The organism is Advenella sp. EE-W14, from assembly GCF_012923605.1.
Lineage (GTDB): Bacteria > Pseudomonadota > Gammaproteobacteria > Burkholderiales > Burkholderiaceae_B > Advenella > Advenella alkanexedens.
Genome location: NZ_JAAVNG010000014.1, coordinates 131,527 through 153,964, shown reverse-complemented (window position 1 = coordinate 153,964; position 22,438 = coordinate 131,527). Strand labels below are relative to the sequence as shown.

Annotated in this window: 30 protein-coding genes and 1 tRNA gene; 24 read left to right on the top strand and 7 right to left on the bottom strand. The window is 48.6% G+C overall.

Features of this window, described 5'->3' with window-relative positions:
* Positions 1-168 precede the first annotated feature (168 nt).
* The 5 genes from HCX92_RS13745 to HCX92_RS13725 all read left to right on the top strand — a co-directional run bounded on the left by HCX92_RS13745 (position 169) and on the right by HCX92_RS13725 (position 4,478).
* A complete protein-coding gene (locus HCX92_RS13745; RefSeq protein ID WP_169295529.1) occupies positions 169-969 on the top strand; it encodes a thioesterase family protein in 801 nt (266 codons plus the stop codon).
* Between the two features lie 82 nt (positions 970-1,051).
* Complete coding sequence (locus tag HCX92_RS13740; RefSeq protein ID WP_169295528.1) at positions 1,052-1,375, top strand: cupin domain-containing protein; 324 nt, start codon at positions 1,052-1,054, stop codon at positions 1,373-1,375.
* Positions 1,376-1,518: 143 nt separating this feature from the next.
* A complete protein-coding gene (locus HCX92_RS13735; protein WP_211182406.1) occupies positions 1,519-2,523 on the top strand; it encodes a TRAP transporter substrate-binding protein in 1,005 nt (334 codons plus the stop codon).
* Positions 2,524-2,652: 129 nt separating this feature from the next.
* Complete coding sequence (locus HCX92_RS13730; RefSeq protein WP_169295527.1) at positions 2,653-3,204, top strand: TRAP transporter small permease; 552 nt, start codon at positions 2,653-2,655, stop codon at positions 3,202-3,204.
* Complete coding sequence (locus tag HCX92_RS13725; RefSeq protein WP_169295526.1) at positions 3,201-4,478, top strand: TRAP transporter large permease; 1,278 nt, start codon at positions 3,201-3,203, stop codon at positions 4,476-4,478. Before HCX92_RS13730 ends, HCX92_RS13725 begins: the two co-directional genes overlap by 4 nt.
* Positions 4,479-4,604: 126 nt before the next feature.
* Here HCX92_RS13725 and HCX92_RS13720 read toward each other — a convergent pair whose 3' ends face one another.
* Positions 4,605-5,129: a cytochrome b gene (locus HCX92_RS13720; protein ID WP_169295525.1), complete on the bottom strand. Its 525-nt coding sequence runs from the start codon at positions 5,127-5,129 to the stop codon at positions 4,605-4,607.
* A 167-nt stretch (positions 5,130-5,296) separates the two neighbouring features.
* Between HCX92_RS13720 and HCX92_RS13715 the strand changes: the two genes are divergently transcribed.
* The 6 genes from HCX92_RS13715 (at position 5,297) to HCX92_RS13690 (ending at position 9,654) form a co-directional block, all read left to right on the top strand.
* Entirely contained in the window at positions 5,297-6,112 is an 816-nt protein-coding gene (locus tag HCX92_RS13715) for an amidohydrolase family protein (protein WP_169295524.1), read from the top strand.
* The gene (locus HCX92_RS13710; protein ID WP_169295523.1) at positions 6,102-6,356 is read left to right on the top strand and encodes an SRPBCC family protein; all 255 of its coding nucleotides are present in this window, start codon (positions 6,102-6,104) and stop codon (positions 6,354-6,356) included. Before HCX92_RS13715 ends, HCX92_RS13710 begins: the two co-directional genes overlap by 11 nt.
* Before the next feature lie 20 nt (positions 6,357-6,376).
* On the top strand, positions 6,377-6,886 hold the full coding sequence (locus HCX92_RS13705) for a MarR family winged helix-turn-helix transcriptional regulator (protein WP_169295522.1): 510 nt from the start codon (positions 6,377-6,379) through the stop codon (positions 6,884-6,886).
* A 62-nt stretch (positions 6,887-6,948) separates the two neighbouring features.
* Positions 6,949-8,391: an NADP-dependent succinate-semialdehyde dehydrogenase gene (gene gabD / locus HCX92_RS13700; protein ID WP_169295521.1), complete on the top strand. Its 1,443-nt coding sequence runs from the start codon at positions 6,949-6,951 to the stop codon at positions 8,389-8,391.
* An 87-nt stretch (positions 8,392-8,478) separates the two neighbouring features.
* Complete coding sequence (locus HCX92_RS13695) at positions 8,479-9,075, top strand: hypothetical protein (RefSeq protein ID WP_169295520.1); 597 nt, start codon at positions 8,479-8,481, stop codon at positions 9,073-9,075.
* Between the two features lie 60 nt (positions 9,076-9,135).
* Complete coding sequence (locus tag HCX92_RS13690) at positions 9,136-9,654, top strand: lipocalin family protein (protein ID WP_169295519.1); 519 nt, start codon at positions 9,136-9,138, stop codon at positions 9,652-9,654.
* Between the two features lie 76 nt (positions 9,655-9,730).
* Here the strand turns inward: HCX92_RS13690 and HCX92_RS13685 are convergent, their stop codons facing one another.
* Both HCX92_RS13685 and HCX92_RS13680 read right to left on the bottom strand, forming a co-directional pair.
* Entirely contained in the window at positions 9,731-10,150 is a 420-nt protein-coding gene (locus HCX92_RS13685; protein WP_169295518.1) for a Zn-ribbon domain-containing OB-fold protein, read from the bottom strand.
* 1 nt (position 10,151) lies between these two features.
* Positions 10,152-11,435 carry a thiolase family protein gene (locus HCX92_RS13680; RefSeq protein ID WP_169295517.1) on the bottom strand — a complete coding sequence of 428 codons (1,284 nt, stop codon included), beginning with the start codon at positions 11,433-11,435 and terminating at the stop codon, positions 10,152-10,154.
* Between the two features lie 306 nt (positions 11,436-11,741).
* Between HCX92_RS13680 and HCX92_RS13675 the strand changes: the two genes are divergently transcribed.
* The 4 genes from HCX92_RS13675 (at position 11,742) to HCX92_RS14940 (ending at position 15,381) form a co-directional block, all read left to right on the top strand.
* Positions 11,742-12,794: an HNH endonuclease gene (locus HCX92_RS13675; RefSeq protein WP_169295516.1), complete on the top strand. Its 1,053-nt coding sequence runs from the start codon at positions 11,742-11,744 to the stop codon at positions 12,792-12,794.
* Positions 12,784-13,413 (top strand): hypothetical protein, encoded by a 630-nt coding sequence (locus tag HCX92_RS13670; RefSeq protein WP_169295515.1) that lies wholly within the window; start codon positions 12,784-12,786, stop codon positions 13,411-13,413. Before HCX92_RS13675 ends, HCX92_RS13670 begins: the two co-directional genes overlap by 11 nt.
* A 203-nt stretch (positions 13,414-13,616) precedes the next feature.
* Positions 13,617-14,666 carry an NAD(P)-dependent alcohol dehydrogenase gene (locus tag HCX92_RS13665; protein ID WP_169295514.1) on the top strand — a complete coding sequence of 350 codons (1,050 nt, stop codon included), beginning with the start codon at positions 13,617-13,619 and terminating at the stop codon, positions 14,664-14,666.
* A 232-nt stretch (positions 14,667-14,898) separates the two neighbouring features.
* Positions 14,899-15,381, top strand: coding sequence for a GNAT family N-acetyltransferase (locus HCX92_RS14940; protein WP_169295513.1), 483 nt, complete (start codon positions 14,899-14,901; stop codon positions 15,379-15,381).
* A gap of 36 nt (positions 15,382-15,417) precedes the next feature.
* On the opposite strand, the gene HCX92_RS13655 is transcribed toward HCX92_RS14940, so the two are convergent.
* Positions 15,418-16,113, bottom strand: a complete 696-nt coding sequence (locus HCX92_RS13655) for a MarC family NAAT transporter (RefSeq protein ID WP_169295512.1) — start codon at positions 16,111-16,113, stop codon at positions 15,418-15,420.
* 234 nt (positions 16,114-16,347) lie between these two features.
* Here HCX92_RS13655 and HCX92_RS13650 point away from each other — a divergent pair, with 234 nt between their 5' ends.
* The 8 genes from HCX92_RS13650 (at position 16,348) to HCX92_RS13620 (ending at position 20,577) form a co-directional block, all read left to right on the top strand.
* Complete coding sequence (locus HCX92_RS13650; RefSeq protein WP_248290069.1) at positions 16,348-17,121, top strand: SAM-dependent methyltransferase; 774 nt, start codon at positions 16,348-16,350, stop codon at positions 17,119-17,121.
* Between the two features lie 195 nt (positions 17,122-17,316).
* A complete protein-coding gene (locus HCX92_RS13645; RefSeq protein WP_169295510.1) occupies positions 17,317-18,093 on the top strand; it encodes a tyrosine-protein phosphatase in 777 nt (258 codons plus the stop codon).
* A gap of 67 nt (positions 18,094-18,160) precedes the next feature.
* Entirely contained in the window at positions 18,161-18,313 is a 153-nt protein-coding gene (locus tag HCX92_RS14800) for a hypothetical protein (RefSeq protein ID WP_211182405.1), read from the top strand.
* 18 nt (positions 18,314-18,331) lie between these two features.
* Positions 18,332-18,643: a GNAT family N-acetyltransferase gene (locus HCX92_RS15090; RefSeq protein WP_371808428.1), complete on the top strand. Its 312-nt coding sequence runs from the start codon at positions 18,332-18,334 to the stop codon at positions 18,641-18,643.
* 75 nt (positions 18,644-18,718) lie between these two features.
* Entirely contained in the window at positions 18,719-19,192 is a 474-nt protein-coding gene (locus tag HCX92_RS13635) for a cytochrome c (protein WP_169295509.1), read from the top strand.
* Between the two features lie 348 nt (positions 19,193-19,540).
* Positions 19,541-19,750: a cold-shock protein gene (locus tag HCX92_RS13630; RefSeq protein ID WP_246587317.1), complete on the top strand. Its 210-nt coding sequence runs from the start codon at positions 19,541-19,543 to the stop codon at positions 19,748-19,750.
* Positions 19,751-19,884: 134 nt separating this feature from the next.
* Positions 19,885-20,061, top strand: a complete 177-nt coding sequence (locus HCX92_RS13625) for a hypothetical protein (protein WP_169295507.1) — start codon at positions 19,885-19,887, stop codon at positions 20,059-20,061.
* A 282-nt stretch (positions 20,062-20,343) separates the two neighbouring features.
* Positions 20,344-20,577, top strand: a complete 234-nt coding sequence (locus tag HCX92_RS13620) for a hypothetical protein (RefSeq protein WP_169295506.1) — start codon at positions 20,344-20,346, stop codon at positions 20,575-20,577.
* A gap of 72 nt (positions 20,578-20,649) precedes the next feature.
* Here HCX92_RS13620 and HCX92_RS13615 read toward each other — a convergent pair whose 3' ends face one another.
* From HCX92_RS13615 to HCX92_RS13605, 3 genes are all read right to left on the bottom strand, one after another.
* Entirely contained in the window at positions 20,650-21,033 is a 384-nt protein-coding gene (locus HCX92_RS13615) for a VOC family protein (RefSeq protein ID WP_169295505.1), read from the bottom strand.
* A 45-nt stretch (positions 21,034-21,078) separates the two neighbouring features.
* A complete protein-coding gene (locus HCX92_RS13610) occupies positions 21,079-21,330 on the bottom strand; it encodes a sel1 repeat family protein (protein WP_169295504.1) in 252 nt (83 codons plus the stop codon).
* A 292-nt stretch (positions 21,331-21,622) separates the two neighbouring features.
* Positions 21,623-21,707 (bottom strand) — tRNA-Leu (locus HCX92_RS13605).
* 220 nt (positions 21,708-21,927) lie between these two features.
* Between HCX92_RS13605 and HCX92_RS13600 the strand changes: the two genes are divergently transcribed.
* Positions 21,928-22,428: a HugZ family protein gene (locus HCX92_RS13600; RefSeq protein ID WP_169295503.1), complete on the top strand. Its 501-nt coding sequence runs from the start codon at positions 21,928-21,930 to the stop codon at positions 22,426-22,428.
* Positions 22,429-22,438: the final 10 nt, after the last annotated feature.

The following is a 22,438-nucleotide window of genomic DNA, read 5'->3' as shown; positions in this document are numbered from 1 at the left end:
CTTCAAGCTAAAAAACGGCTCTTGTCACCTAATTGATATTCAGCACGCTTTTTTAGTACCATACTTGCACAACATGACACCTAAACCGGACTAAAAACCGGTATAAAACAAAAACACCCTGCCAGACATTGCTGCTTTGGCCAGGAGACATGCATCAAGAGGAAACCCATGCCTGCTTATTATCAATTTCTGGAAAGAACCGTTAACCCGGACGGATCGGTAACCACCCAATATTGCTCAACCATCCACGCCCAGGGCGCCTGGAACCCGCATGAACAACATATGGCACCGGCCAGCGGTGTCATGGCCGTGGAACTTGAACAGTTTGCACCACGTGCAGACATGCGGATAGGCCGCATCAGTTTTGATATTTTCGGTTTGATCCATTTTGGCGAATTCAGCATTACCACCCGCATTATCCGTGCCGGAAAAACCATCGAGCTGCTTGAATCCGACATGCAGGCCAATGGCAAAACCTGTATTGTTGCCCGGGCCTGGCGCATGGCAACGCAAGACAGCAAACACATCGGCGGACTTGAAGATCAGGCAATCCTTCACCCGGAAACCTACCCGCTTTGGACCGGCCTGCGGCGCTGGCCAGGCGGCTATATTCACAGCCTTGAAACCAGAGCCGATGAAAACAACCGTACTGGCAAGGGTATTGTGTGGTTAAACAATGATCTGGCTATGGTTGAAGGCCAGCCAACCACCCCCTTTGCGCATTTAATTGGCATGGTGGATACCGCCAACGGCATTGTACCCAGACAGGATGGTGAATTTGCCTGGGCTTTTCCCAACCTGGACCTGCAAATTCATATGTACCGATACCCCACCGGACAATGGCTGGGCCTTGAAACAGTGCAACAATATGGCGAAGATGGCATAGGTTTGACCAGCTCGGTACTGCACGACATCCATGGTCCTTTTGGCCGCAGCGAACAAATTCTTACTTTACGAAAAATGGTATAGAAAAACCTGCTCAAATGATGCAAGCCCTGCCCACACAGGTCTGAGGTCAGGCTTGCACAAATTGGCAGCTTTTACGGAAAACATGATGCTGAAGAATCTGTTCGAACAGTTGCCCATGGTTACGGGACAGGAGTCTTTTGACGACCTGCTGGCCGTGCCCGGACTGCGTATTGAGCGCATTGTGTCACACGGGCAGGGCAGTCCACCCGGATTCTGGTATGAACAGGATTGGGATGAGTGGGTGATGGTTTTGCAAGGCAGGGCTGCGTTACAGGTTGAAGGAAAGGAAGATCTGGTTGTTTTGCAAAAGGGAGACCATTGTTGGTTGCCTGCCGGATGCCGGCATCGGGTTGTCTTTACAGCCAAGGATGAGGCCACGATTTGGTTGGCCGTGCATAGGGATTAAGCAGCTCCATTTATGGTAAGTCCTAGGTAATTTTTTTGCTCCAGGTTGTTACACTGAAAGCGGGTTATTAATTCGTGTATTTGATATAAACAGTTCTCGGTGCACGGAAAATATTTAATGTTAATAATACGGAGACTATTCCCATGAAAATTACTGCTATGCGCATCCTGAGTGCAGTGGGTATGAGCTGTGCACTGGCTTTTTCCGGCAGTGCCCTAGCGTCCGATAAGCCTATCGTTGTCAAGTTCAGTCACGTGGTTGCCGACAAAACTCCCAAGGGGCAGGGGGCCCTCAAATTCAAAGAGGTGGCTGAAAAGCTGTTGCCTGGCAAGGTTGAGGTTCAGGTTTTCCCCAGCTCACAGTTGTTTGGGGATGGCAAAGAACTGGAGGCCCTGTTGCTGGGTGACGTGCAGATAATTGCACCGTCACTGTCCAAGTTTGATCGTTACACCAAAAAAGTGCAGCTGTTTGATCTGCCATTCCTGTTTGACGACATGGAAGCCGTGGATCGCTTTCAGCAAAGTGACAAGGGTAAAGAGCTGCTGAACTCCATGCGTAACCGTGGGTTGCAGGGCCTGGCTTATTGGCATAATGGCATGAAACAACTATCCACCAACAAAGACACATTGCAGCGCCCCGAGGATGCCAAGGGCCTGAAATTCCGTATCCAGGCATCTGACGTGCTTGAGTCCCAGTTTCGGGCTTTGGGTGCCAACCCGCAAAAACTGTCTTTCAGCGAGGTATATCAGGCCTTGCAAACCGGGGTGGTGGATGGTCAGGAAAACACCTGGTCCAATATTTACTCACAAAAATTCCATGAGGTTCAAAAAAACATTGCTGAAACCAACCACGGTGTGATTGACTACATGGTGGTGACCAACGCCAAGTGGTGGGATGGATTGCCTGCTGATGTTCGTGAGGGCCTGCAACAAGCCATGGATGAAGCCACCAAGTTTGCCAACGAAGAGGCTGCCAAGCTGAATGAACAGGACAAGCAGAATATTATCGCCGACAACAAAGCCAAGGTTGTTCAATTGTCCAAGGAAGATGTGGAAGCCTGGCGTAAAACGATGGAACCGGTCTGGAAAAAGTTTGAGGGTGATATTGGCGCAGATCTGATCAAGGCGGCCCAGGAAGCCAACCAATAAAAAATGTTGGCTGGTTATGGACGGGTTGTTGTGTTTAATAGAGACGTTTGTAATCAGCCATTTATTTTGCATTGAAGGGATACCGACGCAAAGGCCCTTTTCTTTTTTCTAAAAACATGGAGTACAACCATGAATGTCCGCTGGTTTCATCGACTTGAAGAAGGGTTGATTGCTTTTTTGCTGGCTGCAATGACACTGGTGACTTTTGCTCAGGTCATTGCGCGGTACATATTCAATTACAGTTTCGTCTGGGCGCTTGAGTTGTCCATTTTCCTGTTTGCCGGGTTAATCTTTTTGGGCCTTGCCTATGGGGTGCGGGTGAATGCCCATATCGGGGTGGATGCCTTGATCAAAATCCTGCCTAAAAAAACTGCCCATGTGGTGGGGATTATTGCCTGCCTACTTTGTCTTGCTTATACCGTTATTGTTTTTTACGGCGCCTGGGTCTATGTGGACAAAATGTATATGATCGGCATTCTTGCGCAGGATATCCCCATTCCTCAATGGGTGCCCCGGCTTGTGCTTCCCATCGGGTTTGCCATGCTCTTCATCCGCTTTGCCGAAGTACTGTTTCATATGCTGCGTGGACACCGTAGCCAGTTGCTGGGTGATGAGGCTGAAGACGCGCTTAAACATCTCAATGATGATGACCATTCCGTTAACCAGCAGGAGCGCAAATGACCACTATCGCACTTTTTGTCATGCTGTTCGTGTTCATGTTCATGGGCACGCCTGTCGCGGTGGCCCTTGGGCTGTCTTCCATTCTTACCATCCTGTTTTTTGGTACAGACTCGCTGGCTTCGCTGTCTCTTAAAATGTATGAGACATCCGAACATTTTACCCTGATGGCCATTCCGTTTTTCGTGCTGGCAGGCGCCTTCATGACAACCGGGGGCGTGGCCCGTCGAATGATCCGCTTTGCCAATGCTTCGGTGGGACACTTGCATGGTGGCCTGGCGATTGCCTCGGTCCTGGCCTGCTGCCTGTTTGCCGCGGTTTCCGGCTCTTCTCCGGCAACGGTGGTTGCCGTGGGTTCTATTGTTATTGCCGGTATGGTTCGCGCGGGGTATTCACAGCCCTTTGCCGCTGGGGTGGTTTGTAATGCGGGTACACTGGGTATCCTGATTCCGCCGTCTATTGTGATGGTGGTTTATGGTGCGGCCACCGAAACCTCGGTAGGGGCATTGTTCATGGCAGGTGTCATACCGGGCATCGCTTTGGGTGTGTTGCTCATGGTCGCCATTTATATCATTGCCCGTATCAAGAAATTTCCCCTGCAACCGCGTGCGTCAGCCAAAGAATTACTAACAGCTGGTCGTGATTCTATTTGGGGCCTGGCCCTGGTATTCATTATCCTGGGCGGTATCTATGGAGGGGTTTTCACACCTACCGAAGCCGCGGCTGTATCGGCGGTGTATGCTTTCGTTGTGGCCGTTTTCATTTATCGTGATATTGGGTTAAAGCAAGTACCCGGGGTTTTGCTGGATGCCTCCAAGGTAACGGTCATGCTGATGTTCATTATCGTTAACGCACTGCTGTTTGCACACGTGCTAACGACTGAACGTATTCCACAAATGATTGCCGAACAGATCATTGCCTGGGACATGGCTGCCTGGCAGTTTCTGATCGTCGTCAATATCCTGTTGTTGATAGCCGGCATGTTCATGGAACCCACCGGTATCATTTTGATCATGGCACCCATCCTGTTTCCGATTGCCATGGAGTTGGGGATAGATCCGGTTCACCTGGGCATTATCATGGTGGTTAACCTGGAGATTGGTCTGGTAACACCGCCTATTGGCTTGAATCTGTTTGTGACGGCAGGCATTACAAAAATGACAATTGGCCAAGTGATAAAAGCCGCCTCACCATGGCTGATTTTACTGCTGGGTTTCCTGGTGTTTGTGACGTATATCCCCGCCATCTCGCTGTGGCTGCCAAAACTGCTTGGGTAATGTTAGGGCAGGCAGATGCCCGAAAGGGCACAAAGGCTAAATTTCGTCACACATAAGCATAAGCAGTCATGAATGATCCCCAGCCTGCTGGATTTGATACCAGCAGGCTGGGGATCTTTTTTTGTTTTAACGCGTCATGCGTTTAAGCGTATCGTCACGTAAAATAAAATGATGGTAAAACGTCGCACCAATATGACCAATCACCAGTAAAAGAAACAGCACGGCCACGGGAGCGTGCAGGCTGCCCACAGAGGCCATCCAGGCGATGCCCGTTTCGCTTCTTGCGATCAATTGCATGCCAAAAACCTTAAGTCCGTAACCTTTGCCAACCATATAGAAAATGCCCAGAACCGGTAGCAGCAGCATGACAAGATACAGCAGGAAATGACCGATTCTGGCCAGTGGTGCCAGTGGGCCGCTTAATTTCGGGCGATGTGCAGACTGTTTGATTGCCCAGTACACACGCACAATCCCCAAAATGAGGATCAGAAAACCGATGGAAATATGCCATGGCACCAGGGTTTGGCCTATCCAGTGTTCGCCCTCATTAATAAGGTCGCCTATTTTCAGGAATTGCCAGACAATCAATATGGCCATTCCCCAGTGAAACCATCGGGACAAACTGCCGTAACGTTCGGGTGTATCGCTCATTGTTCACTCCTTGGATCGTGGAATGGGTTTGGAAACACGGTATTAACAAGTTGTGGAGGAATGGGGGCAGGTATGTTTTTGACAGATTACCATGAATTAACGGGTTGAAAAAAAACATATTTTTATAGCTAGGTATAAATACCAAACGGCGCAATGCACTGTCGGCATTGGTTGCCTCGTATAACGCCAAAAAAGTACTGCGTGCCGGGGTGACTTCAATTCTTGATCCCGATTCGGTATTTGCCAACTCGCTTGATCTTCGTGATGCCATCAATGCCGGTTACGTGGAAGGTCCGCGTATGGCCTGCGGTGCTTATGCCTTAATCACGGGTGTGGGTGGAACCGCCGGTCATTTAATTGCCGATGAAGGCGTGACCGGTTATTACCGTGTAGTGCATGGGGAAAATGAAATTATCAAGGAAGTGCGTCGCCAGATAAAAGAGGGTGTGGACTGGATCAAGGTACATGTTTCAGGCGTGGTTCCACATTATGCCCACCTGGGTGAGCGTTGCAGCTGGAGCCAGAAGGAACTGGATTTGGTGTGTGAGGTTGCGCATGACATGGGTGTCCCGGTGATGGGGCATTGCCGGGGTGCAGAAGCGGTTAAACGTGCAGTCAAGGCTGATTTCGACATGCTGTTTCATGCGACAGGCATGGATGAAGAAGCCATTCAGATGGTTATTGATAAACGCATACCGGTTTGCCCATCGTTAACATTTCAGGCCAATATCGCGGATTTTGGTGAGCAAATTGGTACCAGCCAGGCCCTGATCGACTTGTTCAAGAATGAGATCCAGAAATCGGTCGAGCCAATGAAACGCCTGATTGCCGCCGGTATTCCTTTGATTTGTGGCAGTGAAAGCGGCTTTACCGCTGTGCCTTACGGAGATTGGCATCATCGTGAAATGGAGGTTTTTGTCAATCATTTTGGCATGACGCCCTTGCAGGCCATTCGTAGCGCAACCGCAGACAATGGTTTTTGACATTGATGAGTGGCTGCAAGATTTTAAAGAGCAGCTGGATGGATTGCAGTTGAACAATTGGCATATTTACGAGCAGCGCTGGCTGGATGGCCCCGGCTGGAAAGTGGCCTGGGACGGTTATCTTGAGGCCTATCATCACAATACCTTGCATGCCAACACGGTTGGACGCTACACGATTGGCAACTTAATGCTGCATGATACATATGGCCCGCACCAGCGTCTGGTGTTTGCCAGAATGCCATGAATACCTTCATTGGGACGATAATGGATATTACAAACAATAAATCATCAGACAGGCTGGATTCAAGGCTATCGTATCTTTTCCATTTGATTGGTGCCCGTTTTCTGCAGATCGGCAACCGGCATTTCCGTCATTTGGGACTTAACCATTATTCAGCCAGAATGCTGGTTCTCCTGATGGATAACGGGGAAATGAAAACGGGTGATCTGGTTAGCCGGCTTGGCCTGCCGCAATCCACCATTTCAACGCAATTGCAGGTGCTGAACAAACGTAAACTGATCAAGCGCAAGCGCTCTGAAAAAGACAATCGTTCGGTAATGGTTGAACTGACCAAGGAGGGACATGAACTGGCGGTGGATTGCAATCATTTGAGTCAGGCCGTGCAGGATTATCTGGTTGGTCATTTCGAAGAAAAAGAGTTACTGAAAAATGTCCAGTTTCTTGAAAAAATCAATAAATTGCTGGGTGAACTTGAACATCAGGATCTTTACGAGTTCAAGAAAAACGAACATAACAATGGTGCATCTGATTGAAAACTGAATTATTATCTGAATAGTCCGTTTTCGGTTTTACCAGTCGATTCAAGGTTTCTATTATGCAAAATACAGGTTTATTTCATCAGCAGGCTTACATTAATGGCCAATGGCTGGATGCCGACTCAGGACAGGTGCAAACCATCCTGAACCCGGCTACTGGTGAGTTGTTGGGTACGGTTCCAATTATGGGGGCGGCAGAAACCAGGAAGGCCATTGAAGCGGCCAATAATGCCTTGCCGGCCTGGCGTGCAAAAACTGCCAGGGAGCGCTCACAACTATTGCGTAAATGGTTTGAACTGATGCTTGAGCATCAGGATGAGTTGGCCCGTTTGATGACGCTGGAGCAGGGCAAGCCCCTGGCTGAAGCCAAAGGAGAAATCCTGTATGCCGCTTCGTTTGTGGAATGGTTTGCCGAAGAGGCCAAACGGGTTTATGGTGATGTGATTCCCGGGCCACAGGCCAACAAGCGCGTGATTGTGGTTAAACAGCCGGTGGGTGTCACGGCAGCCATTACTCCCTGGAATTTCCCCTCTTCAATGATTACCCGCAAAGCGGCACCTGCCTTGGCGGCTGGGTGCACCATGGTCCTGAAGCCAGCACCCCAAACACCATATTCCGCACTGGCCCTGGCCGAGCTGGCGGTGCGTGCGGGCATCCCCAAGGGTGTGTTCAACGTGGTAACGGGTGATGCCATTGCCATTGGCACTGAATTAACCGGCAATCCACTGGTACGCAAATTGTCTTTTACCGGCTCCACCCAGGTGGGGCGCCTGTTAATGGCCCAGTGTGCGCACGATCTCAAGAAGGTATCCCTGGAGCTGGGCGGTAACGCTCCGTTTATTGTGTTTGAAGATGCCGATCTGGACGCAGCCGTTCAGGGAGCAATCATTTCCAAGTTCCGCAACAACGGACAAACCTGCGTCTGCGCAAATCGCCTGTATGTTCATGACAAGGTTTACGACGCCTTTGTTCAGAAACTGGTTGCGGCGGTAGAAAACTTCAGGGTTGGCAACGGGATGGAGCCGGAAACCACCATGGGGCCCCTGATTGATCAGAATGCACTGGCCAAGGTCAAGTCACACATCGAGGACGCCCTTGAAAAGGGCGCCCGCATCGTGACGGGTGGCAAACCCCATGCGCTGGGTGGTACTTTCTTTGAGCCTACCGTCATGGTTGATGTGCCCGTTAATGCGATAGCGGCCAAGGAGGAAACGTTTGGTCCCCTGGCTCCTGTCTTCCGTTTTCATCATGAAGAAGAAGCCATTGCCTATGCCAATGACACCGAATATGGTTTGGCGGCCTATTTTTATACACGGGATATCAGCCGTGTTTTCAGGGTGGCCGAAGCCCTGGAGTATGGCATGGTGGGTATTAACTCGGGAGCCATTTCAACTGAAGTGGCACCCTTTGGTGGCGTGAAAGCATCGGGCCTGGGACGCGAAGGGTCCAAATACGGCATCGAGGAATATATCGAGATCAAATACCTGAGTCTGGATATTTAAGCCCAATTTATCACTTGCTCAACTGGTCGTCATCCCGTAATGTATGGGTTCGGTAAGGCATAAACCAATCTTAGCCTGGAGCCCTGGATGATCGACCTGTCTTCCCCCTTGAAAGCCGATACGTTCACGCATGTCCGTATCATTGTTGGGATAATTACCGGCTTGTGCATGACCCGTTTGCTAAACGGCTTAAGCCGTTTTGTTCAGCAACCCAATAAAAATCATGTGTTTTTTGTTCATATTGGCTGGACTTTTTTTCTTTTGCTGGACATGGTCAATTTCTGGTGGTTTCAAATCAGATTGGCCAACACGGTGGTATGGAGTTTTGAACTATATCTGTTCATCCTTTTCTATGCCTCGCTTTACTTTTTTACCTGTACCATTCTTTACCCCGACAAAATAGATCATATCAACAGGATGGATGACTACTTCCTTTCCAGACGGGCCTGGTTTTTTGGGTTGCTGATTGCGCTGAACGTGACGGATTTGCTGGACACCACGCTGAAAGGGAAAGATTACCTGGCGTATCTGGGGTTGCCCTATATAATGCACATCAGTGTTTTTGTGGTGCTGTGTGGCATTGCCATGCGTACCCGGCAACTGCGGTTTCATAAAGGTTTTGCCGCTTTTGCCATTGTTGAGGAAGCCATCTGGGCGGTATTTGCGTACAGTTCTATTGTTTAAACCCGTTTTCCTGCAAGGAATCAAGTAGGTGGTAACTCATTAATCCGGGAGTTTGGTTAAATGCGCTATGTTTTAATGTTTTTGTTTGTATTTTTAACAGGTTGTACAGGCATTCCCAAAGGGATAGAACCCGTTCAGAATTTTGACTCCCGGCGCTATCTGGGCAAATGGTATGAAATTGCACGGCTGGACCACTCTTTCGAACGCGGACTGCAGCAGGTAAGCGCAGAATACACGCTTCGTGAGGATGGTGGCATCAAGGTGCTTAACCGTGGCTTTAATACGGCTAAAAATAAATGGGAAGACGCTGAAGGCAAGGCCTATTTTGTGGAAGACAGCAATCAGGGCTACCTGAAGGTTTCTTTCTTCGGCCCTTTTTACGGCGCTTACGTGATTTTTGATCTGGGCAAGAATTACGAATACTCATTGATAACCAGCCACAATAGAGATTTTTTGTGGCTGTTGTCCAGAACCCCAACCATTGATGAAACGCTTAAAAAAGAACTGCTGGCGAAAATGGAAAGTCGGGGTTTCAAAACACAAGACCTGATTTTCGTGGATCAGTCAGGGGCACAATAGGCTTTATCACTGGTGCAGAAGCCATGACACAGGAGCCAGGGTCAATTCAAAGAGCATGGACTGTGTCAGCGCTCCTTTAAAGCGTTACACGAAAGCCAAGAATGGGCAGGTCTTCCATTTCAATGGTTTCCGCCTTGGCAGGAACCGGCCCTCGATTGAAGAGGTCGTGCAAGGCCTCGGGGGTGGGTTCCACGCCCAGTATGACCGCTTGGACAATAGGCCCTTCCTTAAGTTGCAAATGACCATATACATAGGGCGCAATCTTTTCAAACCGGGGGTGGCAGGCTGGCGCGATATTGTGCGTTGCATAAAGCAGGGTGGCATCACCGCTTAGTGTTATGCCTTCTACTTCCCAACTGCCGCAATGCTCACAGCACCCGGTTGGGGGAAACGTGACGTTTTTGCATTTTTTGCATTTCATCGCCCAAAAAACACCCTGCTTCAGGCCCTCGTAGTACCAGCGAATCAGGTTTGGCTGTTCAATAATGTCGTTCATATTAAACTCCTCCCAAAACCATAACCGTGCCGATCATGGCGTAACCGTGAGTATGGATAAGTGATATTTCCGGAGGCTTGCGCAGTTGCCTTGCACCGGCGAGGCCCCTCATTTGCAGGACGGCTTCATAGGTATCCGAGCCGGCACTGGCACCCCAGGCATGGCCGAACGCATGGCGTCCTCCGTGGGTTGACATCGGTCGGTCCCCATCAAACCTTAGCCGTCCCTCACGGGCTGCCTCAAGTCCTTTGCCCGGCTCAAGATAGCCTATGGTTTCAGCGGTGCAAATACTTGAAATATGCGAACAGTCATGGGTGTGCAGGTAATCGATGTCTTTGGCGGTGATGCCTGACATCTCCATGGCCTGGTCTGTGGCACGCCTGTCAAATTCCCAATAGGTGGGGTCTTCACCGTACCAGGGCAGATCACTGTAGCTGATGCCAAAACCCTTTAATTCGACCGGTTTGGAACGATTGTTTTTGGCAAGACTGGCACGGGTCAGGACCATGGCCGATGCACCATCTGCCGTGGTGACAAGGCTGAGCAACCTGGAGGGCCAGGCAACCCGGGGGTTGTGTTCGTCCGAGAGCCAGAGATCGTACGGGTCAGAAAAACCCTTGCGCGTAGCGCGATCTTCCAGGGTTTCCTGGATATTTGCCTTTGGATTCATCGAACCATGCAGTCTGCGCGTTCTGCACAATTCGAACATGCCTCTTTCAAAGTCTTCGATTGATAGACCGTATTTCCGGCAATAGCCCAAGGCGACCAGACCGTTATAGACCGAGAAAATATCGTAACCTTGCGGCACGCTATATGCCTGGTTGACGGCCATATCAGTCCATAACCAGGTTTGCTGGTGTGATATTGGTTCACGCTCGTAGGGGCTGAAGTCTTTGACTTTAGTCCGGGTTGTTTCAAACCCGTAAACAAGAACCGTATCGTAGGCGCCCGATGCAATGGCCATGGCAGCCATGGCAGCGCCTACATTGGTGGTTGAGCATTGCGCTTCAAAATGCACCCCGGTCTTGAACTGGGTGCCTGTCCACTTTGATAACTGGGAATAGGTGCCCGGCACCTGCGAGCTGTGAACCATTGCATTGCCGGCAAAGACGGCATCGACATCCTGACCTGAAATACCTGCATCATCCAGTGCTTCTTTAACTGCCCTTGCTGTCAGTTCCTGGATACTTGTTCCTTTTAACTCCGGTGTGCTGAGCAGGTCTCCAAACCGCGAGCAACCCACTCCTGTTATAAAAACCTGCTCTTTAAGCTTCCTGCGACTCATGGTAAACCCTCCTGATGTATGTACATCCGAATGTTGTGTTGAACCACTGAACTACCACTGGAAATTTACTTGCTTATTGATGCAACTTGTTATTTTTATTGAAAAAATAATACCACTTTGACAGTAGGGTTTCAATGGTTTTTTATTTTATTCAGCTCAGGTTTGTGCTTGATGATGGGTGATGCGTAGGTATTTTCCACAATAGTTACAAAAGTCCTTAAAATCAACATGAGTCTTTTTCTTAATTTCAACCTCCGTGTGACGTTGAGCGATGATTGGATACTGTTGACCAGTAATGGATATTTCATGCTTGAAGATATTTCGATTCCCACGCCACAAGAGCAGTTAAGATTTCTGAAGCAGATCCAGACAATATTGCAATCGGGAAGTTTTACATCCACTTATAAATTTGCTTTGCTGATCAGTTTGTCCAGACTGGCCATTGAGCAGGGAGTGGATACCGGTGAATGTCTGACATTGGATTATCTTGATATTGCAGAAAAATTCATTGATTTGTACTGGTGGCAGGCCAGACCTTATCAGTTTAATGAGCAGGCACCTTTTGTACTGCAGCAAAGCACGGGGCCACAGGCCAGTATTGTGAATTTGGTGTTGGCGGCACAGGAAAAATTTAAAACCCTGGCTGCGGCCAGGCAAAATGCCGCTGAATGGTTGAAGCTGAAAAAAGCGGTTGCCGGCACCGTTAAAAGAATGCCAGTGGTGTATTTGCAAAACCTGAATGGCCAAAGTATTGAGTTTTTATATCATCTGGATGCATCGAGGCATCATTTGCAGTTATTGCCCAAGGTGATGTATTGCTTAAGGCAGTTTAGCGAAATGATCGAAGAGTTGTGCCAAAAGCGCTGGGTGGATTTTGTGCGGGAAAATAAAAACAACCTGCCCGTATTGGATGGCCTGCCAGACCTGAATGCGTTCCTGTTTGCACCTACCCGGAACCAGCTGGGTAAAGTGGCCGATTTTTTAATGGATTTGCAACAGTGCCGCTGTTTTTACTGCAATCAGTCACTGAAGAACAAAAAAGTTGCGGTGGACCATTTCATACCCTGGTCGTTATATCCAGCGGATACCGGACATAACTTTGTGTTGGCGGACAGTACGTGCAATTCGCAAAAAAGCAATTTTCTGGCCGCAGAAAATTATCGGCAACAATGGCAGGAACGTAATGTCCAGCATGATTCACTTATTACGGCCGAGTTGTCCCGTCAGGGGTTCCTGACGGATATCCGGCGCTCTCACCGTGTTGCGTCCTGGGCTTACCAACAGGCCATGGAGAATAATTACTTGCTTTGGGAGGGTGGGAAAAACATCCGTTTTCAAAGGCGCCATTATGAAACTTGAACGATTTGAACGCCTGCGTAAGGCGCAAAAGGCTTATCACCGTCGCTGTAAATGGGTGATGAAAAATGGCATATATGTGATCCATTCCTATGATGAAAAAAAGCCGGATGACTTGTCCTGGTGGAGTGACGCCGGCTTTATTCTGGGAGACCGGCGCGTGATGGTCTGGTGGCAGCATCCGCGCTTCGTTTATGCTGAGGCGCTTGATGAGCAGGCCCGCCAGGAGGCCGGTCATTCTCCGGTCAATGGACGACTTTTTGATGACGGCATCCCCAACCACAAACCGGTTGGTCGCTCACGTAAAAAAATCATCAGCTATACCGTGCCTCCAGGCACGGATGAAACCCGGCAATATTATGACAGGCTGGATACGATCAACCAGAGATTGCAAAAAGAGGGAATGGATTTTACCGTGAAACCCCGTTGGCAACGTGAATGTCTTTCATGGGCGACTGGGGTAGATCTGGTGGCACCGCTGGAAGTACGTAATGAAACGGAACTTGAAAACGTAATCGATCTGGCAAACCGCCTGCTTCGGGGACAAACCACGCTTGAAAACGAGTTTCCGGGGTATGCCTATGGCAGGGAACAGTGGCTGCAAGAGCAGGATAAACGCTAAACCACTGAGTCACCAGACTGGTTCCCATGCTAGGCTCGTTCCCATGCTCCAGCGTGGGAACGGTAACCCTCTCCGCTTGGGACGTCAAAGTGGTTGTGACGTTAGCATGTTGAACATATGATTTACAGGGGTGAGTTTTTGGAAAAAGCCTGATTATATAATCCGAAAACAGTCGTGTTATGACACTAACAAGGAGTATTGCAATGAAAGTAAAAGCGTATGGCGCCCGGGCGGGCGATCTGCCTCTTGAGTCCATGGAAATCACCCGGCGCCAGCTGGGGGTGCACGATGTACAGATTGATATTGCTTTTTGTGGCGTATGCCATTCCGATATTCACCAGGTTCGTTCCGAGTGGGCAGGTACCTTGTATCCCTGCGTACCGGGTCATGAAATTGTTGGCCGGGTATTGGCAGTGGGGGAAAAGGTGTCCGGCTTTCAGAAAGGCGATCTGGTGGGGGTTGGCTGTATTGTTGACAGTTGTCAGCATTGCCCGGATTGCAACGAGGGGCTGGAAAACTTCTGTGATCATATGGTGGGCACGTATAACAGTCCCACGCCCGATGCGCCGGGGCACACCTTGGGTGGTTATGCCCAGCAAATTGTGGTGCATGAGCGGTATGTGCTGCGCATCCGTCACCCGGAAAGCCAGTTGGCTGCCGTAGCACCCTTGCTGTGCGCAGGCATTACCACCTATTCTCCATTGCGTCACTGGAAAGTGGGGCCAGGCCAGAAAGTGGGTGTGGTTGGTATTGGCGGGTTGGGGCATATGGGCATTAAGCTGGCCCATGCCATGGGCGCCCATGTTGTGGCGTTCACAACCTCAGAGTCCAAGCGTGCCGAAGCCAGAAAGCTGGGGGCGGATGAGGTTGTGGTTTCCAGTAACCCCGATGAAATGGCAGCCCATGCCATGAGTCTTGACTTTATTCTTAACACCGTTGCCGCCCCGCATGATCTGGATCCTTTCTTTGCATTGCTTAAGCGGGATGGCACGATGACATTGGTGGGGGCACCATCAACACCGCATCCTTCACCCAATGTGTTCAGTCTTATCATGAAAAGGCGAAGCCTTGCCGGCTCTCTGATTGGCGGGATTCCTGAAACCCAGGAAATGCTAGACTTTTGCGCCGAGCATGGCATTGTTGCTGATATCGAAATGATTCGGGCAGACCAGATTAACGATGCCTACGAGCGTATGCTCAAGGGTGATGTCAAGTATCGTTTTGTGATTGATAACGGGACGCTGGAAGCGTGATATGCATTCCCACGCAGAGCGTGGGAACGAGTGTAAGCATGGGAACGAGTGTAAGCATGGGAACGAGTGTAAGCATGGGAACGAGTGTAAGGTTAGGTTTGTTCCCATGCTCTGCGTGGGAACAAGCAGCGGTAGAAGTAAGTCAAATTAGGCTAGTTCCCATGCTCCAGCGTGGGAACGGGGAGCGGTTGGAAGCAGGTCAAATTTGCCAGATATAAAAGGAGGGAAGTGGGTGGCAGTTGAAATTTTAGAAATCCAGGCAGGGCACGACCACGATATTTGCAACATAATAAAAAAGGTTGGCGAAGAGTTTGGTGCCATCGGTGAAGGGTATGGTCCCTCCGATGCGGAAGTGGTTGAAATGAGTGCGCATTATGGCGACCAAAATGGCAGCCTGTACTTGGTGGCGAGTATGGACGGAAGCATTGTGGGTGGCTGTGGTGTTGCCCCTTTCAGTGGCAGCAATCAGACGTGCGAACTGCGAAAGCTCTTTCTTTTAAAAGAGGTTCGGGGCCTGGGAATTGGGAAGGAGTTGGTTGCCAGGTGTTTGGCTTATGCAAGCCAAAAGGGATACAAGGAATGCTACCTTGATACTTTGTCTGGCATGACGTCAGCAATATCCCTATATGAAAAATTCGGGTTTCAGCATCTTGATCGCCCACTGGAAGGTGTTGTTCACAGCGGGTGCGATGTTTGGATGCTGAAAAAACTGTAGACTGGAATGAATATGTTTTTTGACTGCCTGTACGCTTTAAACAGCCTGCGTAGCCATAAATTCGGTCGCAATTTCCAGCACGCCGTTAATAATGAATTGAACGCCCATGCACACCAGCAAAAAACCCATGATGCGGGAAATGGCTTCTACACCACTTTGACCGATGACAGCAACAACGCGGCCAGCAAAGCGCAAGGCTAACCAGAACAACAGGCTTAGCAAAAGAAAGACAAGTATGGCTGCCGTATGCAGGAACCAGTGAGAATAGACACTGGTAATGGAAGACGGGATACTGGCCGTTGTGCTAATGATCATGGCAATATTGCCTGGTCCTGCCGTGCCGGGCATGGCTAGTGGCACAAAGGCGATGTTGGTTGTTTTTTTAGTGGCTATTTGTTCACTCACCGTGTCCGCTTCAGGCATGTCATCGGTGCGGGAAGACGGTGAGAGCATTTGAAAGCCGATTCCGCTCACAATGAGTCCACCGGCAATACGCAGGCCGGGAATGGAAATGCCAAAGGATTGCATGATCAAGGTGCCGCCAAAGTAGGCAACCAGCATAATCCCAAAAACATAAAAGGCGGATTGAGTAATTTGTTTCTGGCGTTCCCGGTAAGGAATACCGCTGCCAAGCGAGAGTAGCAACGACATAGAGGTAAGCGGATTGGCCAGGGGCAACATGAGGACTAGCCCAACGCCCACCAGATGAAAAAGCCGGAGAAGATCATCCATGAATGAATCCTTTTCTTAAAATGAATCCTGCATATATTACTATATGCCTGGAATTTCTTGATGGCTTCACTCATTATTGCAGAGTTGTCCAGTCAGGGGTTTCTCACGGATATCAAGCGCTCCCACCATGTTGCATCGTGGGCCTACCAACAGGCATAGACAATAATTATCTGTTTTGGGACACCAAAGTGGTTGCAACATTTGAATGTTAAAAAAATGTATATAGGAATGAGTATGTTTTCTTTGGATGCCAATGGGCAAACAAGCAGCCGGCTTTACCTTGTCAGTATGGGCATTGGCGACCCGGACAATATAACCGTCCGTGCGTTAAAAACAGTCAGGCAGGCAGATGTGGTTTTTGCCATGACGCGGGTACTGGAAAACTTCCCTGAACTGCTTCAGGGCAAGGAAGTGCATAATGCCGGACATGGCCTGTTCACCCCAATGGCCCGGCGCAAGCAAACCGATGAAGAAGCCGACGCAATGGAAGCGGAAGCGCGCAGCATTATCCGGAAGGCGGTCAAAGAAGGCAAAACCGTTGCCGTGCTTGATTATGGGGATCCTTTAGTATATGGACCGCAGGTAGGTTATCTGAAAGAATTTCGTGACCTGAATCCGGTCGTGATTCCTGGCGTATCCAGTTTTAACGCCGCCAATGCAGTCCTTGCGCAAGGGGTCACTAATGGACCGCGCAATGAATCTGTGATACTGACAGCGGCCAAAACAACACGTGAAGGCTATCAGGGTACGGACCCTTTGGTCAAACTGGCAGAATCCCAATCCACCCTGGCTTTTTTTACTATGGGTTTGGCCTTGCCTGAAGTGGTCAGGCAGTTAATGCAGCACTATCCGGCAGATACCCCTGTTGCGATTGTCTTGCATGCCGGTGTGGCTGAAAAGCAATCGGTATTGCAGGCCACGCTAGACACCATTGTTGACCGTACAGAAGGCGGGAAATTGCCCTTTGAGCATATGATTTATGTGGGTGAGTTTTTGGAAAGAGCCTGAATATATAATCTGAAAACAGTTGTATTATGACACTAGAGGCCTATGAGCGGATGCTCAAGGGCGATGTGAAATACCGCTTTGTGATCGACAGCGCGATTGAATACCTCGGCAAGGCGGATCACCAATAAGGAAGGAGGGCAGCCGTTGGCTGCGCCTGAAAGAAATGAAAAAATCAAGGATGACTGAATAAGATATATGAATACACGCACTATTCCTTCCAACTTTAGAGACCTTGGCGGGCATGCCACTGCCAACGGAACGGCCGTAATCCCTGGTCGTATATTCCGGTCGAGTCAACTTGCAGATATACCGGAGGAGTCGGTTCGATGGCTTGAGGGGCTGGGCATACGGTTCGTTTACGACTTTCGTACGGGCGCAGAAAGGGAACGATCTCCCGACGTTCCTATGCCGGGCGTTCAAAGTGTATGGCTCGATGTGTTAAGTGATGACTCGGGTTCTATAGCAGCGATGATGCAATTTGTGCTGCACGATCCTCGCAAGTTCGGTCAGGATATGGCACCAGACAAGGTGCAGACGCTGTACAGAACCATTTACGGGAATTTGGTCAGCCTGTCCAGCGCATGTAAAGCTTACGGTGTCTTCTTCTCCTCTTTGCTGAAGGATCCAGGCGTACCGCGTGTCTTTCACTGTACCGCAGGCAAAGACCGAACCGGTTGGGCTGCGGCGATGCTGTTGTTATTGCTTGGTGTTCACCGTGATGATATTTTGGCAGACTACCTGGCGAGTAATGAGCAACTGCTTCAGGGATATTCTTCAATCATGGAAACGTTTGTTGCGGCAGGCGGTGATCGGGCCGTTTTGGAAAACCTGTTACTGGTGCGACCGGAATATCTGGAGGCCGGATTTGCTTCTCTAAAGCGCACCTACGGCAATATCTCCGACTATTTTTCTCAAGGCTTGGGAATTTCTCCAAAGGAACAAGTTACCTTGATTTCGACTTATACGAGCTAGGGCGCATAAATTCGAGTGCTTTGGCAAAAGTCGGTGGGTCACCAATAAAAAGAAAGGGGAGCAGTAATTGGCTGTTGAAATTATGGAAATCCAACCGGAGCACGATGATGTTATTTGCAATATCATCAAAACGGTTGGTTCAGAGTTTGGCGCAATCGGTGACGGTTTTGGTCCCTCTGATGCGGAAGTGCTGGAAATGAGCGCGCATTATGACGATTAACGTGGCAGCTTGTATCTGGTGGCGCTGTTGGATGGACGCATTGTAGGGGGTGGTGGTATTGCCCCTTTCAATGGTAGTAGCCAAACGTGCGAACTGCGAAAACTGTTTCTGTTAAAAGAAGCCCGTGGCTTGGGTATTGGCCAGGTGTTGCTTACACGGTGTTTGGCTTATGCAAGCCAAAAAGGATATAAGAAATGCTACCTTGATACTTTGTCTGGCATGAAGTCTGCTATATCCCTATATGAAAAAATCGGGTTTCAGCACCTTGATCGCCCATTGGACGGCATTGTTCACAGCGGTTGCGATGTTTGGATGCTGAAAAAGCTGTAGATTGGAATGGGCATGTTTGCTTTGGATGCCAATGGGCAAACAACCAGCGTGCGGGTTAACTAAAGCAGGATAAATATGACAAAGAAAAAATTGCTATTAACGGTTGCCGGCTGTGCCGTGGCGGTGGCCGGAGTCCTGTTATACGTTCTGGGGCGTGGCTCAGGCCCAGCATTTATTGATCCCGCTAATCAGACACTGGTCATGCAAGGTAAGCCAATTTACGAAAACCTGTGCGCATCGTGCCATGGCGTTTCCTTGCAGGGGCAGCCGAACTGGCGCGAACGCATGCCTAATGGGCGCCTGCCAGCACCACCGCATGACCAGAGCGGGCATACATGGCATCACCCCGATGCCTTGCTGTTTGATATGGTCAAGAATGGCCTGGTGCCAGGAAAAACGGCACCACCCGGTTATCAAAGTGACATGCCCGCCTACCGTGACATGTTGACGGATGAGGAAATTGTGGCGGTGCTGGCATACATTAAAAGCAGCTGGCCGGCAAAAGTGCTGAAGGTGCAAAAAGAAATAACCTTGCAGCAACAACAATAGCTTGCAGGGGGGTGTAGGGCAATTTGCGTTCACCAATATCATCGGTAATAACAGCTGAAGCCGCTACCCTACTGCGCATAAAGGGCGATTGACCCTTTGTGCGTTCAAGAAAAACCTGCAATCCTTCCAGCATTTCGGGTACTTCTTCTGCTGGTGGGGCTACATAATGCACAATACTCTGATAGTGGATGGTTTCCCCCACGAATGCTGCAAGAGTAGTTAAAGTGAGAAGTCAAACAGAATTGCGGCAGATAGATGTATTATTTTGAAACAAAGCTATCTATTGTTGATATAAATGAAGAGAATGGCTTTGGGGATATTTTTCCCCTAGTACATTTAGGACTTACATTGAAGACAGAAACCGGTATTGTGAAGTGGTTCAACAACGATAAGGGCTTCGGCTTTATCATGCCTGAGTTTGGCGGCAAGGATCTCTTCGCACACTACAGCGAAATTCAAGGCACTGGCCACAAATCTCTTGAAGAGAATCAACGTGTGTCATTCGTGACAGGTCAAGGGCAAAAAGGCCCTTGCGCCACCCAGATCCAAGTGATCTGAATGCGCGTGTGCTGAAAATACTCAGCATACCTGCAGTGATAAAAGCGGAATCCTTTGAAACATTGGGTTCCGTTTTTTTATTTCTAAGATGAAGTCGTAACAGGCCCACGGTGCATCTGGCCGGTGACATCGTGATGAAAATCCAATCCGACCTGAAGCGGGTGCTTGAAAAACCGGTTTTTTTGCAACGTCTTTCTGAACTGGGCCTGGCGCCGATTGGGATGGAGCATGGAGAATTTGCCAGCCTGATTCAGGACGAAATTAAAGATTACCGTCAAACGGTAGAAAGCGCAGGCATTAAACCGGAGTAACAGAAAACACTAAAGTTTTAGCAACATTTCCAGATTCCAAACAATAAATACCAATATTATTTGATATAACGCAAACAAAGCTGAGTTATACTATTGACGTACATTAAATTTTTGAGGTTTTGAAAATGTGGCAAAAACATTAGTAAAACGGGTTTAGTGTGCGTTTTTTTATTGGGATCAATGCAATAACTGATAAGTTGTGAGTAGCAAATACCCAAATATATCAGTTTGTTGAAAGCGGAAATGTCATATAGAAAACAATAGGTAACGGGGGGATTTATCATGGCCTATGTGCGTACTTTGCCTGAAGTCAACAAAACGGGATTCACTTTCAAAGAATATTTGGAGATGGTGAAGTCAAAGCTGGAGTCCCTTATCAATAAGGTGCATTCTGTACATTTGCCTGAACTCATGCTCTTGGTTCGTGAAGTCTTGGGTATTAATCATATTAATCACTTTGGCAGATTGCAGAAAATAGAAAAAGAAATTACTACCCGTCCCTGGCGTTATCGTTAATAACGGTTCGTGCTGAGTGCCGAGGACGAACCAGCATGCTTTGCGGTGCGACTATATATTGCGCAACGTTCGCTATTCTTTAACTTGCTCAGAAATTTCAATTAGATTAAGGTCTGGATCGCGCAAGTAAATTGACATGATGGGGTAGTTGGCTCCGGTTCGCCTGACCGGACCTTCTTCTATTTCCCAGTCACAGCCCTGGATATGGGTAATGACCTCTGCCAGGGGGATACTCGAAATAAAGCACAAGTCCAGTGCGTCCGGGACAGGAAGATGCGCTTTAGGCTCAAATTCCTGGCCCTTTATGTGAAGATTGATCTTTTGTTCCCCAAACTTGAACGCTATTCGTCCCTGACCAAAGGTTTCAAGTTTCATGCCCAGTACTCTGGTATAAAAATCAATACATTTTTCTTTCTGGCTTGTGGTTAAGACCAAATGATCTAGATGGTGCATCATATGTGCTCCGTTGTAAGGACGAGTAAGGGGTAGCCAAAGCATATTCTAACGTGAAAGAGGCAGAGGAGAAACGGGCTGCAGTCCAAAAAAAGCAGGTGAGAAGAAGTCAGCAGTGTTTTGGACATAATTTTGCCGAACTCCTTGGTCATTTTCGTACATGACGCTCAGATTGAACTGGGCGACCGCATCACCTTGTTCAGCCTTCTGAATAATGGCTTGATCTGTTTGCACGGCAAGGTTATTTCCCAGTGTGGCACCTAAACTGAGCATTAGAACCATAATGAATTTGCGTATCATATTAAATGACTTTTATTTTTTGAATAATGACGCTTGAATTCTAACTATTATTTTAGGTTTCCCGATATTTAGATCAATGACAGAACAAGCCAAAACCAGAGATTTCTGCCATTATTATCTTTGATGAAGGAAATCATGGAACGATCTAAATTTACACAAACTTAGATTGTGGCTATTTTGAAATACGTTTTGGCTTGTTGACTTCAGTAGACTGAAAATTCCCTGAGAGCCGTATAAATAAAGGGTTTTAGGCAAAAAAATAGACGTCTGTTGACGTCCATTGATTATCTTGTGGTGCCCGGGGCCGGAATCGAACCGGCACGCCTTGCGGCGGGGGATTTTGAGTCCCCTGCGTCTACCAATTTCACCACCCGGGCAATTTTGACGTTACTGGTAATAAAACTGCAACCTGTAACGATAGGCAGGAAAGATGAAATTATATCCGGTTTTTTATTTTTTTACAGCACTGGCAGTCTTATTTCACGATAAAAGAAAGTTTTCATGAAAATTTGTCGTTTATGCAACACAAAAAAACAAGCCGGCTATAAAGTATGGGTAAAAACATCTACCCCATAACTTCAAACCAGCAGGAAACTCATGGATACCGATCTTCAAGCTGAAATAGACCGTTTACACAATGAATGCCTTTCCCTGATGATGGCAACCAACAATAAGCAGGGAGAGCCAAATGCCAGCTACACCCCTTTCACATGGCTTAATAACCGTTTTTATATTCTGGTGTCCGGTCTGGCCACGCACACGGTCAATCTGCAGCAAAATCCCAATCTGGCTATTTTGCTGGCAGACGATGAAAGCAAAACCAAAAACATCTATGCCCGTGTGCGTTTAAGCTATCAGGCCAGGGCGGAAACGGTTGATAAAAACAGTGAAGAGTATGAGAATGCACTGGCTGCCCTGACGGAACGGGCCGGTAAAACGGTCGGTTTATTGGCGTCCTTGCCTGACTTTGTCATGGTTCGCTTGCTGCCGTTAAAAGGCACTCTGGTGCAGGGCTTTGGCAAGGCTTTTGTTTTTGATTCGCAAAAGCGTGAAAGCGTCACTCAGCTAACCAATCGTAATATTGACGATTGGCGCTAATGTATCAGTC

Coding starts and splice junctions, on each gene's coding strand:
- HCX92_RS13645 (WP_169295510.1), top strand. CDS start 17,317: ATGAATACACGCACTATTCCTTCCAACTTTAGAGACCTTGGCGGGCAT.
- HCX92_RS13685 (WP_169295518.1), bottom strand. CDS start 10,150: ATGAACGACATTATTGAACAGCCAAACCTGATTCGCTGGTACTACGAG.
- HCX92_RS13690 (WP_169295519.1), top strand. CDS start 9,136: ATGCGCTATGTTTTAATGTTTTTGTTTGTATTTTTAACAGGTTGTACA.
- HCX92_RS13725 (WP_169295526.1), top strand. CDS start 3,201: ATGACCACTATCGCACTTTTTGTCATGCTGTTCGTGTTCATGTTCATG.
- HCX92_RS13635 (WP_169295509.1), top strand. CDS start 18,719: ATGACAAAGAAAAAATTGCTATTAACGGTTGCCGGCTGTGCCGTGGCG.
- HCX92_RS13695 (WP_169295520.1), top strand. CDS start 8,479: ATGATCGACCTGTCTTCCCCCTTGAAAGCCGATACGTTCACGCATGTC.
- HCX92_RS13600 (WP_169295503.1), top strand. CDS start 21,928: ATGGATACCGATCTTCAAGCTGAAATAGACCGTTTACACAATGAATGC.
- HCX92_RS13720 (WP_169295525.1), bottom strand. CDS start 5,129: ATGAGCGATACACCCGAACGTTACGGCAGTTTGTCCCGATGGTTTCAC.
- HCX92_RS13745 (WP_169295529.1), top strand. CDS start 169: ATGCCTGCTTATTATCAATTTCTGGAAAGAACCGTTAACCCGGACGGA.
- HCX92_RS13650 (WP_248290069.1), top strand. CDS start 16,348: ATGTTTTCTTTGGATGCCAATGGGCAAACAAGCAGCCGGCTTTACCTT.
- HCX92_RS13655 (WP_169295512.1), bottom strand. CDS start 16,113: ATGGATGATCTTCTCCGGCTTTTTCATCTGGTGGGCGTTGGGCTAGTC.
- HCX92_RS13735 (WP_211182406.1), top strand. CDS start 1,519: ATGAAAATTACTGCTATGCGCATCCTGAGTGCAGTGGGTATGAGCTGT.
- HCX92_RS13610 (WP_169295504.1), bottom strand. CDS start 21,330: ATGATACGCAAATTCATTATGGTTCTAATGCTCAGTTTAGGTGCCACA.
- HCX92_RS13740 (WP_169295528.1), top strand. CDS start 1,052: ATGATGCTGAAGAATCTGTTCGAACAGTTGCCCATGGTTACGGGACAG.
- HCX92_RS13625 (WP_169295507.1), top strand. CDS start 19,885: ATGAAAATCCAATCCGACCTGAAGCGGGTGCTTGAAAAACCGGTTTTT.
- HCX92_RS13730 (WP_169295527.1), top strand. CDS start 2,653: ATGAATGTCCGCTGGTTTCATCGACTTGAAGAAGGGTTGATTGCTTTT.
- HCX92_RS13670 (WP_169295515.1), top strand. CDS start 12,784: ATGAAACTTGAACGATTTGAACGCCTGCGTAAGGCGCAAAAGGCTTAT.
- HCX92_RS13675 (WP_169295516.1), top strand. CDS start 11,742: ATGCTTGAAGATATTTCGATTCCCACGCCACAAGAGCAGTTAAGATTT.
- HCX92_RS13705 (WP_169295522.1), top strand. CDS start 6,377: ATGGATATTACAAACAATAAATCATCAGACAGGCTGGATTCAAGGCTA.
- HCX92_RS13680 (WP_169295517.1), bottom strand. CDS start 11,435: ATGAGTCGCAGGAAGCTTAAAGAGCAGGTTTTTATAACAGGAGTGGGT.
- gabD (WP_169295521.1), top strand. CDS start 6,949: ATGCAAAATACAGGTTTATTTCATCAGCAGGCTTACATTAATGGCCAA.
- HCX92_RS13620 (WP_169295506.1), top strand. CDS start 20,344: ATGGCCTATGTGCGTACTTTGCCTGAAGTCAACAAAACGGGATTCACT.
- HCX92_RS13710 (WP_169295523.1), top strand. CDS start 6,102: ATGGTTTTTGACATTGATGAGTGGCTGCAAGATTTTAAAGAGCAGCTG.
- HCX92_RS13665 (WP_169295514.1), top strand. CDS start 13,617: ATGAAAGTAAAAGCGTATGGCGCCCGGGCGGGCGATCTGCCTCTTGAG.
- HCX92_RS13615 (WP_169295505.1), bottom strand. CDS start 21,033: ATGATGCACCATCTAGATCATTTGGTCTTAACCACAAGCCAGAAAGAA.